The sequence below is a fragment of the Salinimicrobium tongyeongense genome, from assembly GCF_026109735.1.
Lineage (GTDB): Bacteria > Bacteroidota > Bacteroidia > Flavobacteriales > Flavobacteriaceae > Salinimicrobium > Salinimicrobium tongyeongense.
In genome coordinates this window covers 2,568,683-2,583,771 of record NZ_CP069620.1, presented here as the reverse complement: position 1 = coordinate 2,583,771, position 15,089 = coordinate 2,568,683, and the positions used below count along the sequence as shown (strand labels likewise).

The window sequence follows — 15,089 nt, the reverse complement described above, 5'->3', positions numbered from 1 at the left end:
TTACGCTTTTTCTTTGTTTCTGTTTCTTCTCTTCTCAGCCCAGGCTACTGCGTGCTTGTCTAACTTTACAGTTAGGTAACGCATCATACGCTCATCTCTGCGGAATTCTACCTCTAGAGGGTTAATCGCTTCACCGGGAGCGGTGAATTCAAAAAGATGGTAAAATCCACTTTTCTTGTGCTGAATTGGATAAGCCAGTTTTTTTAGCCCCCAGTTCTCTTTTGATATCATCTCGGCACCGTTAGAAACAAGAAAATCTTCGTATTTCTTAACTGTTTCCTTTATCTGGTCATCAGATAAAACGGGATTCAAGATGAAAACAGTTTCATAATGATTCATAAAAAATCTACTTTAAATTAAATTGGCTGCAAAAGTAACATTAATCTTTCATATTACAAAAAAGAAACTGACAAGGCAAACTGCTTTTTTAATCGATGAAAGTAGCTTTTTCTTTTTTTTATAAGTATTTTTAGTTATTATTGCTAATGTTAACCTGTAATAAGTGGAAGAAGTTATACTCAAATGCGCGGTCGTCGATGATTCCAGTTTGCAAAGACTTTCTATTGTCAAACTCATTAAAGATCATCCCAATCTCAAGCTCGTGGCCGAATATAACAATGCCATTGAGACCAAGAACGGCCTACTCGACACCGAAGTTGACCTTATCTTTCTGGATATAGAAATGCCTATTCTCTCGGGTTTCGACCTGCTCGATGACCTTCCCAACAAACCTCAAATTATCTTTGTTACCGGTAAAACAAAGTACGCGTTTAAAGCATTTGATTATGATGCGGTAGATTACCTGCACAAACCTATCTCTAAAGACAGGTTCCTTAATGCTGCTTCAAAAGCGATCAATCTTTACCGCCTTAAGCACGAAGGTGCACCGCCAGAAGATGACAATTACATTTTCGTAAAAAGCAACCTGAAGAACCGTAAGGTATTTCTCAATAAGCTGAAATATATAGAAGCACTTGGCGATTATGTGAAGTTTGTGACCGAAAAAGATAATTTCGTGGTACTTGCCACAATGAAATCTTTTGAAAACCAGCTGCCTTCAAATAAATTCCTTAGAATACACAAGTCTTACATTGTAAACCTGGATAAAATTGAACGCTATAACAGCAGGAATATCGAGATCGATAAGCAGCAAATCCCGTTGAGCAGGCACAAAAAGTCAAACCTCATTGAAGCTTTGGCCGCAAATCAATAAGGATCAACATTTATTACCGATTTTACCCCCCTATAAGCTCCTATAGCTTTAAAACTCTGCAGAACCCTGCTAATCAACTGCTTTGTCTTTGATAAAGACTGTCCCTGCGGAATTTTAACCAGGATATTTTTGTAATACTCGTTCCGTATTCTGGCCACCGGCGGAAATTCAGGCCCTAAAACGTGCTCCCCGAAGGTATTTTTCAAAGAAACCGCCAGCCAGTCGGCCCCTTCATTTACCCTTGAATAATCCCTGCCTTTCAGCGTAATTTTAATAAGCCTGTAGAAGGGCGGATATTTGTAATTGCGCCGCTCCTCCAGTTGTTCCTTATACATCTCGTGATAGCTGTTGGTAGATACCTGCTGCACAATTTGATGATGAGGGTTAAATGTCTGGATAAGCACCAAACCTCTTTTTTGGGTCCTTCCTGCCCGGCCTGCCACCTGCAGCATCAACTGGAAACTGCGCTCATGAGCCCTAAAATCGGGGAAGTTCAAAAGAGTATCGGCATTCATAATTCCCACCAGCCGCACATTTCTAAAATCAAGCCCCTTGGTGACCATTTGTGTTCCCACCAGGATATCGATCTTTTCTTCCTCAAAGGCAGTAATAATTTTTTCATATCCCATTTTTCCGCGGGTGGTATCGAGGTCCATCCGGCCAATCTTATGGTCGGGAAACAGGGCTTTTAGTTCGGTTTCTACCTGTTCGGTGCCCAGGCCTTTTGTAGAAAGTTCGGGGCTGCCGCAGGCCATACACTTTTGCTGCATCGCCATGTGGTATCCACAATAATGACAACGCAACTGGTTGCTGTGGCTGTGATAGGTCAAACTCACATCGCAATTGGGGCACTGCGGCGAATGGCCACAGGTGTTGCATTCCAAAATGGGACTAAACCCACGCCTATTTTGAAAAAGGATTACCTGCTCCTTATTTTTCAGGGTTTCTTTAATTTCCTCGAGCAGCCTGTCAGAAAAATGTCCGGTCATGCGTTTTTTGCGATGCTTCTCCTTTATATCTACAATCTCGATTTCGGGCAAAAGCACGTCCCCGTAACGCCGCGACAGGTTCACCAGTTCGTACTTGGAATGGCTGGCATTGAAGTAAGATTCCAGCGAGGGAGTAGCCGAACCCAGCAGCACTTTGGCATCCTGAAGTTTTCCCAGCACAACAGCCGTGTCACGCGCATGATACCTCGGTGCCGGATCATATTGTTTAAAAGTAGGTTCATGCTCCTCATCTACGATGATCAAGCCCAGATCGTGAAACGGGAGAAAAATACTGGAGCGCACCCCAATCACGATCCGCGCCGTCTCCTTGTTCTGCAACACGCTTTTGTACACCTCCACCCTTTCATTCACAGAATATTTGCTGTGGAAGATCAACACCTGCTCCCCAAAATAATCTTGCAACCTCGCAATAAGCTGGGCGGTAAGGGCGATCTCTGGCAACAAATACAAAACCTGTTTCCCCCGGGAAAGGGCTTTTTCAATGAGCTTTACATAAATTTCAGTTTTTCCGGAAGAAGTGATCCCGTGGAGCAAGCATACATCCTGGGCTTCAAAAGAAGATTCAATTTCCTGTAAAGCCTGTTGCTGATATTCGTTGAGCTGCAGTTTTTTTTGGTGGTTTTCAAGATCAAAACTGAAACGGGAAGTTTCAATTTTCAGCTCTTCCAGAATCCCTTTATCTATAAGGGATTTTATTACTGAAGCTGAAGCACCGCTCTTTTTGGCGAGTTCAGAAACTTTTACTGAAGATTTTCCCTTAACCGATTTTGCCGAGATTCCAAAAAGGGCAAAAATTACTTCCCTTTGTTTGGGTGCGCGGCTCAAATCATCGAGCAACTCATGCATGGCCGCTTCTTCTAAATACCTGTCATGAAGTTTTACAAAGCGCTCAACTTTAGGCTTGTACTGCTCGTAAATTTCCTGGTTCACCAGCGCCAGCTTCTTTTCAACTAGCGAATTAATCACCGGGAGCACTGTTTTCTTATCTAGCAGCTGCATGATCTCGTTGATCTTCAAAGACGATTTGGTTTGCAGGGCTTCCATCAGCAAAAATTCGTCGTCGCTTAGGGCATCATCATCAATTTCTGCGTCTTTTACAAGCTGTACTATGGTTTCGCTTTCCAAAAGAAAGGGACCGGGCAAAGCTGCCCTAAGCACCTCCCCTTCCGAACACATATAATAGGAAGCTACCCAACTCCAGAATTTCAGCTGACCCGTAGTAACCACGGGGGTCTTGTCCAGGATCTGTTCTATGGGTTTGGCCTCGTAAACTTCAGGGGCTTTTTGATGTACTTCGGAAACAATCCCGGTATAAATCTTTGATTTTCCGAAGGGAACAGCCACACGCATGCCCGGCTTCAAAAATTGGGCCTCGTCTTGCGAAACGCTGTAAGTAAAATGTTTCTCCAGCGGCAGGGGCAAAATAACATTGATGAAAAAAGGCATTTTTGAGGCTCTTGGTTTGGGCAAAAATATAAGGAATTACTGCAAAAATAAACCATCCTGAAAAGAATGGTTTATGAGATTTTTCACTGTTGTTTAGGGAAAGGACCAGGATCGTTTCGCTTGATCAACACTGAAAATTAATATGGGATTTCTTAGTTTGCGGCTAAGAGGTCATCTTTGAGTCCGTCATCTGCCGGGCGGTTAGACAACCAGATCCCAAAAAGGCCTTTTTTGAAGTCTTTTCCTGTCACCACCCCGCGTTCTTTTCCATTCTTGTAGGCCACCACTCCTTTTCCGGGAAGGTATACCAGGTCAAAAATGTCATTTTTCTGGATATCTTCCCTGAAGAACCCAAGAAGTTTATCTATTTCATTTTGAATGGGTGCGGTATTGCCACCGGTAGAGTTTTCAAAACCTTCGGTCACTGCGTCTACCATTTTGTCGCTGGTGATCAATTTTGAGACAATGTGAAGCCTTATGGCCATGGGTTTATCGGCATTGAGGATCTCCTGTGCATTGTTGTTCTTTTTGTCGAGATAAAGTCCGGCGGCATAAAGGTCTATCCACAGTTTCTCCCTTACGCCGGCCCCATTAAGGTACAGCGTGTGGTCCTGGAAATTCTGAGTGGCAGGAAGTACAACCCCGCCCACCTTTTTTTGCGCCACCGCTGTAGAAGATACCACTACAGCCACTAATAGTAAAAGCAGTTTTTTCATAAAATCGTTTTTAGTTTAAAGTTTACTTTTTGTTCCTTTTCAGCTTCATCAAAGAAGCGTTGAGTTCAAAACCCAGCAACAATATATTAGAATTTATCCATATATAGAACATCAGGATCAATAATGCCCCAATTGAGCCGTATAACTCGTTGTAGGCTGAAAAATTTTCAATATATAACCCAAAGAGATAAGTATTCAGTAAAATAAAGATCGTGCAAAAGAAAGCGCCAATTGAAAAGAAACGGCTTAACCTGCTTTCTTTGGTCCCAAAATAGTAGAGTATCGCCACGGCCAGGTAAATCATCGACGTAAAGATCACGTACCTGCCCAGGTTGGCCCAAATCACTGCATCGTTTACCACCCTTAGCATTTTGAGGTCTTCGGTAAGGTAAGTGAGATATACCCACACTACAACAGTGATGAGCAATAACAGGGCCAGAATTAAAGAAACACCCACTGCAATGATATATTGCCTAATAATAGAGCGGTTCTTTTTGGTATGGTAAGAGAACTCAAATCCCGTAAAAACGGCATTAACCCCATTGGCCATAAGAAAAATGGAAAGCACAAAGACGATAGAAAGTAAGCCCCCCCTTTTCCTGGCTGCGATGTCATAGAAAATATCATTAAAGAATTCGCTGGTCTCGGGCGGGAGCAGGGAATCTACAAAGGCGAGGAATTCCAGCTGAAAGTCGTCTATAAAATCTATGAACGGAATAAGGTTAAGAATAAACAACAGGAACGGGAAAAGCGCCATAAAGAAGCTGAAGGAAATGGCACTGGCCCGGGCCGAAAAAGTGCCTTTTACAATCCCCGCATAAAAAATAATGTAGAGATCATAAAGGGACAGGCCTTCCAGCCCGGGCAGGATTACCTTTTTCGCCCGGCTGGTCCACCAGTGGGTAAAGCCCTTTCTTTTTTTTGCACCTTTTGTTTCGCCCTTAGCCATCTACTACACAGCCTTTAAGCTGAGATCGAGGTTATACACCGAATGCGTCAAAGCCCCGCTCGAAATAAAATCAACCCCACATTCGGCGTACCTTCTGGCGGTATCGAGGGTGATGCCGCCACTAGATTCGGTTTCACAACGGCCATTGATTAGAGCAACTGCTTTACTGGTCTCTTCATAGCTAAAGTTATCAAGTAAAATACGGTCTACGCCACCGGCATTCAAAATCTGTTTAATTTCCTGAATGTCGCGGGCCTCCACAATGATCTTCAGGTTTAAGTTATGCCGCGCCAGGTAATGATGCGTTTTGGCAACCGCAGTTTCTATACCGCCTGCAAAATCTATGTGGTTATCTTTGAGCATGATCATATCATAGAGGGCAAACCGGTGATTTTCTCCTCCGCCTATCTTTACCGCCCATTTTTCGAGGGCTCTAATGCCCGGCGTGGTTTTTCTCGTATCTAAGATCCTGGTTCGGGTGCCTTCAAGTTTATCGGCAAAAGTCCGGGTTTTTGTGGCTATGGCACTCATGCGCTGCATGGCGTTGAGCACCAGCCGCTCGGCTTTGAGAATAGACTGTGAAGCTCCCTCAATGTAGAAGGCAATATCTCCGGGTTTGATACGGCTGCCGTCTTTCATTAAAACCTCCATTTTTATTTGCGGGTCTACTTTTTCAAAAACCCTTTGCGCAAAGTCTACCCCCGCAAGAATACCTGTGTCTTTCACCAGTAATTTTGCCTTTCCCAGGGCATCTGCCGGGATACAGGCCAGGGAACTGTGATCGCCATCTCCTATATCTTCCCTTAATGCATTTTCAATAATTAATTCAATTTCCTTTTCAAATTGTTCTTTTGAAATCATTGGAGTACCTATTTTTGCTAAAGTTACAAAGTAAACACTTAAATTTTACCATGACCATAAAATTGCTGACTATAGGAAAAACCGATGATAAGGCCCTGCAAAACCTCATCGACACCTATGTCAACAGGCTGGGACATTACAACAGGTTTGAATTTGAGATCATCCCCGATCTCAAGAAGACCAAAAACCTATCTGTAGACCAGCAAAAAACTGCGGAAGGCAAACTAATCCTGGAGAAAGTAACCACTTCAGACGTAGTGGTATTGCTTGATGAAAACGGAAAACAATTTACTTCGGAAGCTTTTTCAGAATACATTCAGAAGCGGCTGAACAGCGGCATGAAGCAGCTCATGTTTGTCATTGGCGGGCCCTACGGTTTTTCCGAAGAAGTGTATGCACGAGCCGACGCCAAAATCTCCCTCTCAAAAATGACATTTTCACACCAGATGGTGAGGTTGTTTTTTGTAGAGCAGCTCTACCGCGCCTTTAGCATTCTTAGAAATGAACCCTACCACCATAAATAAATTCTTATGAAACTGGTTTTTGCCACCCAAAACAAAAATAAAGTAAGAGAAATTCAGGCCCTCATGCCCAAAGGTATCGAGCTGCTTTCACTCGAAGATATTGGCTGTAGTGAAGATATCCCTGAAACTTCGCCTACTATTGAAGGAAACGCGGTTCAAAAAGCCGATTATGTAAAGGAAAAATACGGCTTCGATTGCTTTGCCGATGACACAGGGCTTGAAGTTGCGGCTCTAAACGGGGCACCGGGAGTATATTCGGCCAGGTATGCAGGCGAAGAGAAAAGCAGCGAGGCCAATATTGAAAAGCTGCTGCAGGAACTCAAGGGCAAAGAAGATCGCAGTGCCCGCTTCAAAACAGTAATTGCACTGCACTTTGAAGGAAAGCTTCACAGCTTCACCGGAATTTGCTCCGGAAATATCATTTTTGAGAGGAAAGGTTCGGAAGGTTTTGGCTATGATCCTGTTTTTCAACCCGAAGGAAAAGAGCTCACATTTGCCGAAATGCACCTTCAGGAAAAATCGAAGATAAGCCACCGTGCACGCGCAACCCGGCAACTCATTGAGTTTCTTGCTTCCAGGGAGCCATAAATATAAATGTAATAAGCTGCTAACTAATCATTACCTTTGCCGCTTATTAGATATGTATGAATAATTTTGAATTATTAGGATTGAATGACGCCCTGTTACAGGCAATTAAAGACATGGGTTTTGAAAGCCCGAGCGAAGTACAGGAAAAAGCAATCCCAATTTTACTGCAGGAAGACACAGACATGGTGGCCCTTGCACAAACCGGAACCGGAAAAACCGCAGCATTTGGTTTTCCGCTTATCCAAAAAATCAATGTAGACAGCAGAAAGACACAGGGCCTTATTCTGTCACCAACCCGTGAGTTGTGTTTACAGATCACCAACGAATTAAAGAATTACAGCAAATACTTTAAAGGCCTTAATACCGTAGCCATCTATGGCGGTGCCAGCATTACCGACCAGGCTGCGCAAATTAAAAAAGGAGCCCAGATCATTGTTGCCACTCCCGGCCGTATGCAGGATATGGTAAACAGAAAGCTGGTAGACATTTCGGCAATTCAATATTGTGTACTAGACGAGGCCGATGAAATGCTGAACATGGGCTTTTATGAAGATATTACCGAGATCCTCTCGCATACGCCTTCAGAAAAGAGCACCTGGTTATTTTCGGCTACCATGCCAAAAGAGGTTGCCACTATTGCCAAAAAATTTATGCGTACTCCTATAGAAATCACTGTAGGAACCAAGAACATGGGAACATCAAATGTTTCTCATGAATACTATATTGTTAATGCCCGTGACCGTTATGCGGCCCTTAAAAGGCTTGCAGACGCAAACCCCGATATTTTCTCGGTTATTTTCTGCCGCACCAAACGCGATACCCAAAAAGTGGCCGAGCAGTTAATTGAAGACGGCTACAACGCTGCAGCCCTTCACGGCGACCTGAGCCAGAACCAGCGTGACCTGGTGATGAAGAGCTTTAGGGCGAGGCAAATCCAGATGCTGGTAGCTACCGATGTGGCTGCACGCGGAATTGACGTTGACGATATTACCCATGTGATCAACTACCAGTTGCCCGATGAGATCGAAACCTATACCCACAGGAGTGGCCGTACCGGTAGAGCCGGAAAAAGCGGGGTTTCTATGGTTATTGTTTCCAAAAGTGAAGTAAGAAAGATCAAAGGTATTGAGCGTATCATTGGCCAGTCGTTTGAGCGAAAAGAAATTCCTGACGGAAGGGAGATCTGCGAAGTACAGCTGTTCCACCTTGCCAACGAGATTAGCAAGACCGAGATCAACCACGAGATCGATAAATATTTACCCAGCATAGCCGAACTTTTTGAAGGCCTTTCAAAAGAAGAATTGCTGAAAAAATTCTTTTCGGTAGAATTTACCAGGTTCTTCAACTACTACAACAACGCTCAGGACCTTAACGCCAAGGCCTCTAACGACAATTATGAAGACGAAGGTGACAGCACCAGGTTCTTTATTAATGTAGGGGCTAAAGACGATTTTGACTGGATGAGCCTGAAAGACTTCTTAAAGGCAACCCTAGATCTTGGAAGGGATGATATTAACCGCGTGGAGGTAAAAGACAGCTTCTCGTTCTTTAATGTAGCCAGCTCAAAGGCCGAAGAGGTACTTCGCATTTTCCAGGATTTTAAGCACCAGGGCAGACACATAAATGTGGAGGTTACCAAGAAAAGTGCCGGAAAAGAACGCAGCGGCCGCAAAGGCGGGTTCAAAGGAAAAGACAAAGGAGGCCGCGGTTTTGAAAAATCATCAAAAGGAGCCGACAAAGGCAGAAGAAGATCATCTGACGCCCCTTCGGGAGGCCGAAGAAGGTCTGCCGATGCAGCCGGTGGCAGCCGCAAAGGCAAAAAGAGCGGCAGCCGTAGCAGCAGCATTGAAAATTCAATTAAAAGAAGAAGATCAAAAAAGTAATCCTGTAATGCATTTTTGGTACAATTTTTAAGAAGTACAAAAACAGCTTAACCCGTAGCATGAAAAAGTTTTTCGCCCCACTCTTCCTGCTCTTTAGTTTCATGGCATCTGGCCAGGAAGCTACTGTGGTAACAGGAAAGGTACTTAATGCCGCCAACGATGTGCCAATTGAGAATGCACATATTGTAAACCTCAACCAGGTAATTGGTGCTGTTTCGGCTGAAGATGGTCATTTTAAGATCCAGGCCGAAGTCAACGACACCCTGTATTTCTCTTACCTCGGATTTAAATCTATTCGGGTGAGGGTTACCAACGACTGGCTGAAGTATGGTGACGTAAAAGTAAAAATGACCGAACTGGGGATCGCACTTGAAGAAGTGGTGGTAAGCCCGGTTCAGTTAACGGGCTACCTGGAGATTGATGCCAAGAACATTCCAATTTACGAGAATTACCGGTACAGCATTTCGGGGCTCAACCAGGGTTACGAAGGCGGGGAACACAGCCCCAATGCCCTGTCAAGGGCTTTGGGCGCCGTATTTAATCCGGCCGATGCGCTTTATAACATCTTTGGACGCCAGCCCAGGCAAATGAAAAAGCTAAGGGAAATGAAAGAAGATGACGAGATCAGGAATCTTTTGCAAAGCAAATTTGACCGGCAAACGCTTATGGCCGTTCTGGGAATCAACCGGATGGACATAGATGAAGTGCTGCGCCGCTGCAATTATTCGACCGATTTTATTAATTCGGCCAACGACCTGCAGATACTTGATGCGATGAGCGGGTGTTATGAAGAATACAAGGTGTTAAACCGATAATAGAATCTACTAAAAAAAAGAGGGGTGCCAAAAATGTCATTTTTGGCACCCCTCTTTTTTACTATTTGTTCAGGCTACCTGTTTGCTTCAGAGCTCCTGAAAAACTTCAGTGGTTCTTTATTTATTTTTCTCCAGGTAAGTCTTCAGGTTGTACAAACCTGCTTCAAAATGCTTTCCCAAAGCCCGGTCCATTCCGTAGAAAAGCATAATGACCGATGCCGGAAATTTATGTACTCCCTTTACGCCCCACACCATTTTGGTGCGTTCGGGTTCCAGTTCTTTTACGGCGACATAAAGAAGCGACAAAGATTTATAGGGCCTAATAAAGAACAATTGAGTTTCGAAGACCTTACCTTCCTTTATTTTGACCACTTTTTGGATGCCTTCAACATTATTGCGGGCTTTCCAGTAAGAAGTTGCCCCCACTTTCCCGTCTTCACCTTTAAATTTGATCACCACTTTTGGGTCATCAAGGTACCAGGGAATCCATAGCGGCTGTTTCTTTAGCTGGCGAATAAAAGCGTAAACTTCAGCTTTTGGCCGGTTGATCACCACCGTGCGGCTTACGTTGTATTCTTTCTTTGCCCACGCATGTAAAAATGCCACAAAGGTGATAATGCCAATGATGACATAAAAGAAAAGAGTCATATTCTTCTATATAGGGACCTAAATGTAAATAAATTTATTGTGTTGCCTCATAACGCGCGAGAATTTCGGCAGAATTTTTCAAATTCTTCTTTGCCCAGTCGATCTGTTTCTTCACCTGTTCTTCGGGCAAAAGTTGCCAGTTGATATCACTGTTGCGCAACCTACTGCTTAAACTCTGTAAAATTATGGCTGCGGAAACCGATATATTCAGGCTCTCGGTAAAGCCCACCATAGGTATTTGTAAAAATTCATCGGCTTCTTCGAGCACTTCCTGCGAAAGGCCTTTGGTTTCGGTACCAAAGAAAAGTGCAGCGGGCTGTGAAATGTCAAAATCCTGAAGCAGTGTACCTTCATGCGGGGATGTTGCAATAATCCTGTACCCGTTCTTCCGCAGGTGTTTAACGCAACTTTCCGTAGAAGTATAGCGGTTTATATCCACCCACTTTTGCGCGCCCATGGCAATCTCCCGGTCAATCTTTTTGAGGTTCACCTCCTCTACCACATGCACATTTTGCACCCCAAACACATCGCAGCTGCGAATCACGGCACTGGTGTTGTGAAGTTGATACACGTCTTGCGTGGCCACGGTAAAATGGTTGGTGCGTTTTTCAATAACCTGCTTAAAAAGCTCTTTTCTACGGGGAGTGAGAAAACTTTCGAGATATGACAGCAATTTGAGGTGCTCTTCCATGTGGGCGAAAATAGCAAATCCTTAGCGATTTTGCCCTTTTTGAGCCCTGCGGAAATTGATTTTTCCAGGTTATGATTTCTGAAGAAAACTGCTTACATTTTACAGATCAAATCATTTCTGAAATGAAAAAAGTAGTAGTACTCACCGGTGCCGGAATTAGTGCAGAAAGCGGAATTAGCACATTTAGAGACGCCAATGGCCTGTGGGAAGGCCATGACGTCATGGAAGTTGCCTCGCCCATTGGCTGGGAACGTAACCAGGAACTTGTGCTCGATTTTTACAATAAACGGCGGCGGCAGCTCCATACCGTAGACCCCAATGCTGCTCATAAAGCACTTAAAGAACTCGAGAAAAAGTACGAGGTGCACATCATCACCCAGAATGTAGACGATTTGCATGAGCGGGCCGGCAGTAAAAACGTGATCCATCTTCACGGCGAGCTCAAGAAAGTCCGCAGTACTTTTGATGAAGACCTGGTGCTCGATTGGGAAGGCGATCTGGTTGCGGGCGATTTTTGTGAACACAACCGGCAGCTGCGGCCACACGTGGTTTGGTTTGGAGAAGCAGTTCCCATGATGGAACCCGCTATGGAGATCACTATGGAAGCCGATATCCTCATCATTATAGGAACTTCCATGCAGGTGTATCCTGCCGCAGGGCTGCTGCATTACGCGCCCAGCGAAATCCCGGTGTATTTCATAGACCCCAAACCTTCGGTAAGCGAGACCAAACACCTAAAGATCTTTTCAGAAAAGGCCTCTACCGGCGTTCCAAAACTGGTAAAGCAGCTGCTGCAGGATCAAGATAAAACTTAAAGAATAAATACTTTTTACGGTTGAACCTTAAAATGTATCTTTAGCCTTTAAATTTTTAACCAATTTTCATGACTTCTCTTCAGGCAATATCTCCCATAGACGGCAGGTATTCATCCAAAACTCAGCAACTGGCAAACTATTTTAGCGAACAGGCCTTAATAAAGTACAGGGTACGGGTAGAAATTGAATATTTTATTGCCCTGGCCGAACACGGGCTGGCGCAATTGCAGGAAGTAGACGAATCGGTGTTTCCCGATTTGCGCAAAATTTATTCTGAATTTTCTACGGAAGATGCCCGGGAAATCAAAAAGATTGAAGCCACCACCAACCACGATGTCAAGGCGGTTGAATATTTTATTAAGGGTAAATTCGACCAGCTGAAGCTTTCAGCTTATAAAGAGTTCATTCACTTTGGCCTAACTTCCCAGGACATTAACAACACGGCTGTACCCCTTAGCATTAAGGAAGCGCTCGAAGAAGTTTACAATCCGGCACTTTCCAGCCTGCTCGAAAAGCTCGAACAACTGGCTACCGACTGGAAGGATGTGCCTATGCTGGCAAGAACCCACGGCCAGCCGGCCTCTCCTACCCGCCTGGGAAAAGAGATCAAGGTTTTTGTGGTAAGGCTTAAAGAACAGATCAAGTTTTTGCAGAATATTCCCAACGCGGCCAAATTTGGTGGGGCTACAGGAAACTTCAATGCGCATAAAGTGGCTTTTCCGCACATTAACTGGAAGAGCTTCGGAAAAGATTTTGTTGAAGGCTCGCTTGGCCTCCACTACTCTTTCCCCACTACCCAAATTGAACATTACGACCACATGGCTTCGCTTTTTGATGCCTTAAAACGTATCAACACCATTATTTTGGACCTCGACAAAGATATCTGGTCTTACGTCTCCATGGATTATTTCAAGCAAAAGATCAAAAAAGGGGAAGTTGGATCTTCGGCTATGCCGCATAAAGTGAACCCTATAGACTTTGAAAACAGCGAAGGAAATTTAGGCATTGCAAATGCCCTTTTTGAGCACCTATCGGCAAAATTGCCGGTAAGCCGCCTGCAGCGCGACCTTACTGACAGTACCGTTTTGCGCAATATCGGGGTCCCGTTTGGGCATACGTTCATCGGGTTTGCGTCTACCTTAAAAGGCCTCAACAAACTGCTGCTGAACGAAGCCAAATTAGATGAAGACCTTGAAAGGAACTGGGCTGTGGTTGCCGAAGCCATCCAGACCATTTTGAGAAGGGAAGGCTACCCCAACCCTTATGAAGCCCTTAAAGGCCTCACCCGCACCAATGAAAAAATCGATAAAAACAGTATTTCTGAATTCATAGGGCAACTTGATGTTTCTGAAGCTATCAAGCAGGAGCTGCGACAAATAAGTCCGCAGAACTACACTGGAATTTAATTCAGTGGGCAGTGATCAGTAAAAAAAATTTCTGGAACTAAAGATACTCTATAAAAGAAGAGGTCTCAAAAATAGAGTGCCCCCAAAAAGTTAGACACTTATTGGGGGCATTTTTTATGGATAAAAGAGTAAAGTATGACTATAAATTTAAAAGGACTATAGTCTTAGAAGTTATCAAGAAGGGATTATCGTGTTATTCAGTAGGTAACAAGCATGGTCTACAGGTAACAAGCATGGTCTACGTAAGTCATTAGTGCAAAAATGGGTTAGGTTTTATAAGGCTCACGGTGCTAAAGGATTACGACCTATTAGAAATAAATATTCAGAAAAATTTAAGGCGAGAGTAGTTCTGGAGATGAAAGAGAAATCTCTATCTTACCAAGAAACTTGTGTGCTCTTCAAGATTCCAACCGAGGAAACCTTTAAGCGATGGTTGAAGATTTATGAAGAGAAAGGGCCAGAAGGTTTATCAATAGAAAAACGAGGAAAACCTAAATCTATGCCTAGAAAGCCTAAAAAACCTATGACCCGAGAGGAGCAACTTTTGGATGAGTTAGCTGATCTTAAAGCAGAAAATGCTTATCTAAAAAAGCTTCATGCCTTAGTTCAATCAGAAAAAGAGAAAGAAGAAAAACGCAAATCATCCAGGAATTAAGGCAAGAGCATGCGCTAGAAAAACTACTAAAGCATGCCGGGATGGCACGTAGTACCTTTTACTATCACTTAAAGGCCAGTAAACAGGATAAGTATGAGGTTCTTCGTAAAGAAATCAGATCTATATATGATCTACACAAGGGACGCTATGGGTACAGGAGAATCCAGTTAACTCTGAAGAACAAAGGCTATGTAGTGAATCACAAGACTGTGTTTAAGCTCATGCAGGAGCTAGGGATCAGCAGTTTGATAAGGGTCAAGAAATATACTTCCTACAGAGGAAACCAAGGGAAAATAGCGGCTAACTTGTTAAAGCAAAATTTTAAAGCCGATAGACCTAACCTAAAATGGGCAACTGATGTTACAGAGTTCAAAGTCAAAGACAAAAAGCTTTATTTATCACCTATTATAGATCTCTTCAATGGAGAAGTCCTAAGCTTTACCATCTCTGAGAGACCTAATTTTAAACAGGTAATGGATATGATTAATAAGTGTAGCAAACAGGAAAAACAGGGGCTTATTCTTCATTCTGACCAAGGATGGCAGTATCAAATGAAGCAATATCAAAAGACCCTACAGAAAAAGAACATCACCCAAAGCATGTCGAGAAAAGGAAACTGTTTAGACAATGCCGTGGCAGAAAACTTCTTTGGAACTCTAAAATCTGAGCTGTATTACCTAAATCAATATAACACTGTAGATCAACTAAAGCAGGATATAAAAGATTATATAAAATACTACAATTATGACAGAATAAGACTAAACCTAAATGGAATGAGCCCGATACAATATCGAGCTCACGTAGAAAATTTAATCTAATTATAAACCGTCCAACTTTTGGGGGCTAGTCCAAAAATGGCATTTTTGAGA

The 15,089-nt window shown here is 43.4% G+C and carries 16 protein-coding genes; 9 read left to right on the top strand and 7 right to left on the bottom strand.

All coding sequences use genetic code 11. The annotated features are described in order from the left end of the window. On the bottom strand, nucleotides 1-339 hold the full coding sequence (rpsF, locus tag JRG66_RS11420; protein WP_029036470.1) for a 30S ribosomal protein S6: 339 nt from the start codon (nucleotides 337-339) through the stop codon (nucleotides 1-3). Nucleotides 340-502: 163 nt separating this feature from the next. Here rpsF and JRG66_RS11415 point away from each other — a divergent pair, with 163 nt between their 5' ends. After that, on the top strand, nucleotides 503-1,213 hold the full coding sequence (locus tag JRG66_RS11415) for a LytR/AlgR family response regulator transcription factor (protein ID WP_265162892.1): 711 nt from the start codon (nucleotides 503-505) through the stop codon (nucleotides 1,211-1,213). Here the strand turns inward: JRG66_RS11415 and priA are convergent. From priA to nadC, 4 genes are all read right to left on the bottom strand, one after another. After that, nucleotides 1,207-3,669, bottom strand: a complete 2,463-nt coding sequence (priA, locus tag JRG66_RS11410; RefSeq protein ID WP_265162891.1) for a replication restart helicase PriA — start codon at nucleotides 3,667-3,669, stop codon at nucleotides 1,207-1,209. The two genes, JRG66_RS11415 and priA, sit on opposite strands and share 7 nt — an antisense overlap. A gap of 152 nt (nucleotides 3,670-3,821) precedes the next feature. Beyond that, complete coding sequence (locus tag JRG66_RS11405; RefSeq protein ID WP_265162890.1) at nucleotides 3,822-4,385, bottom strand: chalcone isomerase family protein; 564 nt, start codon at nucleotides 4,383-4,385, stop codon at nucleotides 3,822-3,824. A gap of 22 nt (nucleotides 4,386-4,407) precedes the next feature. Then, nucleotides 4,408-5,334: a YihY/virulence factor BrkB family protein gene (locus JRG66_RS11400; RefSeq protein ID WP_265162889.1), complete on the bottom strand. Its 927-nt coding sequence runs from the start codon at nucleotides 5,332-5,334 to the stop codon at nucleotides 4,408-4,410. 3 nt (nucleotides 5,335-5,337) lie between these two features. Beyond that, nucleotides 5,338-6,195, bottom strand: coding sequence for a carboxylating nicotinate-nucleotide diphosphorylase (gene nadC / locus JRG66_RS11395; protein WP_265162888.1), 858 nt, complete (start codon nucleotides 6,193-6,195; stop codon nucleotides 5,338-5,340). A gap of 50 nt (nucleotides 6,196-6,245) precedes the next feature. Between nadC and rlmH the strand changes: the two genes are divergently transcribed. The 4 genes from rlmH to JRG66_RS11375 are packed head-to-tail and all read left to right on the top strand — an operon-like array spanning nucleotide 6,246 to nucleotide 10,005. Further along, nucleotides 6,246-6,719 carry a 23S rRNA (pseudouridine(1915)-N(3))-methyltransferase RlmH gene (gene rlmH, locus JRG66_RS11390; RefSeq protein ID WP_265162887.1) on the top strand — a complete coding sequence of 158 codons (474 nt, stop codon included), beginning with the start codon at nucleotides 6,246-6,248 and terminating at the stop codon, nucleotides 6,717-6,719. Between the two features lie 6 nt (nucleotides 6,720-6,725). Beyond that, nucleotides 6,726-7,307, top strand: a complete 582-nt coding sequence (locus tag JRG66_RS11385) for a non-canonical purine NTP diphosphatase (RefSeq protein ID WP_265162886.1) — start codon at nucleotides 6,726-6,728, stop codon at nucleotides 7,305-7,307. Between the two features lie 56 nt (nucleotides 7,308-7,363). Beyond that, nucleotides 7,364-9,190 carry a DEAD/DEAH box helicase gene (locus tag JRG66_RS11380; protein WP_265162885.1) on the top strand — a complete coding sequence of 609 codons (1,827 nt, stop codon included), beginning with the start codon at nucleotides 7,364-7,366 and terminating at the stop codon, nucleotides 9,188-9,190. A gap of 59 nt (nucleotides 9,191-9,249) precedes the next feature. Next, complete coding sequence (locus JRG66_RS11375) at nucleotides 9,250-10,005, top strand: carboxypeptidase-like regulatory domain-containing protein (RefSeq protein WP_265162884.1); 756 nt, start codon at nucleotides 9,250-9,252, stop codon at nucleotides 10,003-10,005. Nucleotides 10,006-10,122: 117 nt separating this feature from the next. On the opposite strand, the gene JRG66_RS11370 is transcribed toward JRG66_RS11375, so the two are convergent. Together JRG66_RS11370 and JRG66_RS11365 are read right to left on the bottom strand one after the other, a co-directional pair. Further along, nucleotides 10,123-10,653, bottom strand: a complete 531-nt coding sequence (locus JRG66_RS11370) for an SRPBCC family protein (protein ID WP_265162883.1) — start codon at nucleotides 10,651-10,653, stop codon at nucleotides 10,123-10,125. Between the two features lie 34 nt (nucleotides 10,654-10,687). Further along, entirely contained in the window at nucleotides 10,688-11,344 is a 657-nt protein-coding gene (locus JRG66_RS11365) for a TrmH family RNA methyltransferase (RefSeq protein WP_265162882.1), read from the bottom strand. Between the two features lie 122 nt (nucleotides 11,345-11,466). Between JRG66_RS11365 and JRG66_RS11360 the strand changes: the two genes are divergently transcribed. The 4 genes from JRG66_RS11360 to JRG66_RS11345 all read left to right on the top strand — a co-directional run bounded on the left by JRG66_RS11360 (nucleotide 11,467) and on the right by JRG66_RS11345 (nucleotide 15,038). Next, a complete protein-coding gene (locus tag JRG66_RS11360) occupies nucleotides 11,467-12,159 on the top strand; it encodes an SIR2 family NAD-dependent protein deacylase (protein WP_265162881.1) in 693 nt (230 codons plus the stop codon). 68 nt (nucleotides 12,160-12,227) lie between these two features. After that, nucleotides 12,228-13,565 carry an adenylosuccinate lyase gene (purB, locus tag JRG66_RS11355; protein WP_371875311.1) on the top strand — a complete coding sequence of 446 codons (1,338 nt, stop codon included), beginning with the start codon at nucleotides 12,228-12,230 and terminating at the stop codon, nucleotides 13,563-13,565. Nucleotides 13,566-13,818: 253 nt separating this feature from the next. Then, on the top strand, nucleotides 13,819-14,220 hold the full coding sequence (locus JRG66_RS11350; RefSeq protein WP_265162560.1) for a helix-turn-helix domain-containing protein: 402 nt from the start codon (nucleotides 13,819-13,821) through the stop codon (nucleotides 14,218-14,220). Next, entirely contained in the window at nucleotides 14,175-15,038 is an 864-nt protein-coding gene (locus JRG66_RS11345) for an IS3 family transposase (RefSeq protein ID WP_307726324.1), read from the top strand. Before JRG66_RS11350 ends, JRG66_RS11345 begins: the two co-directional genes overlap by 46 nt. Nucleotides 15,039-15,089: the final 51 nt, after the last annotated feature.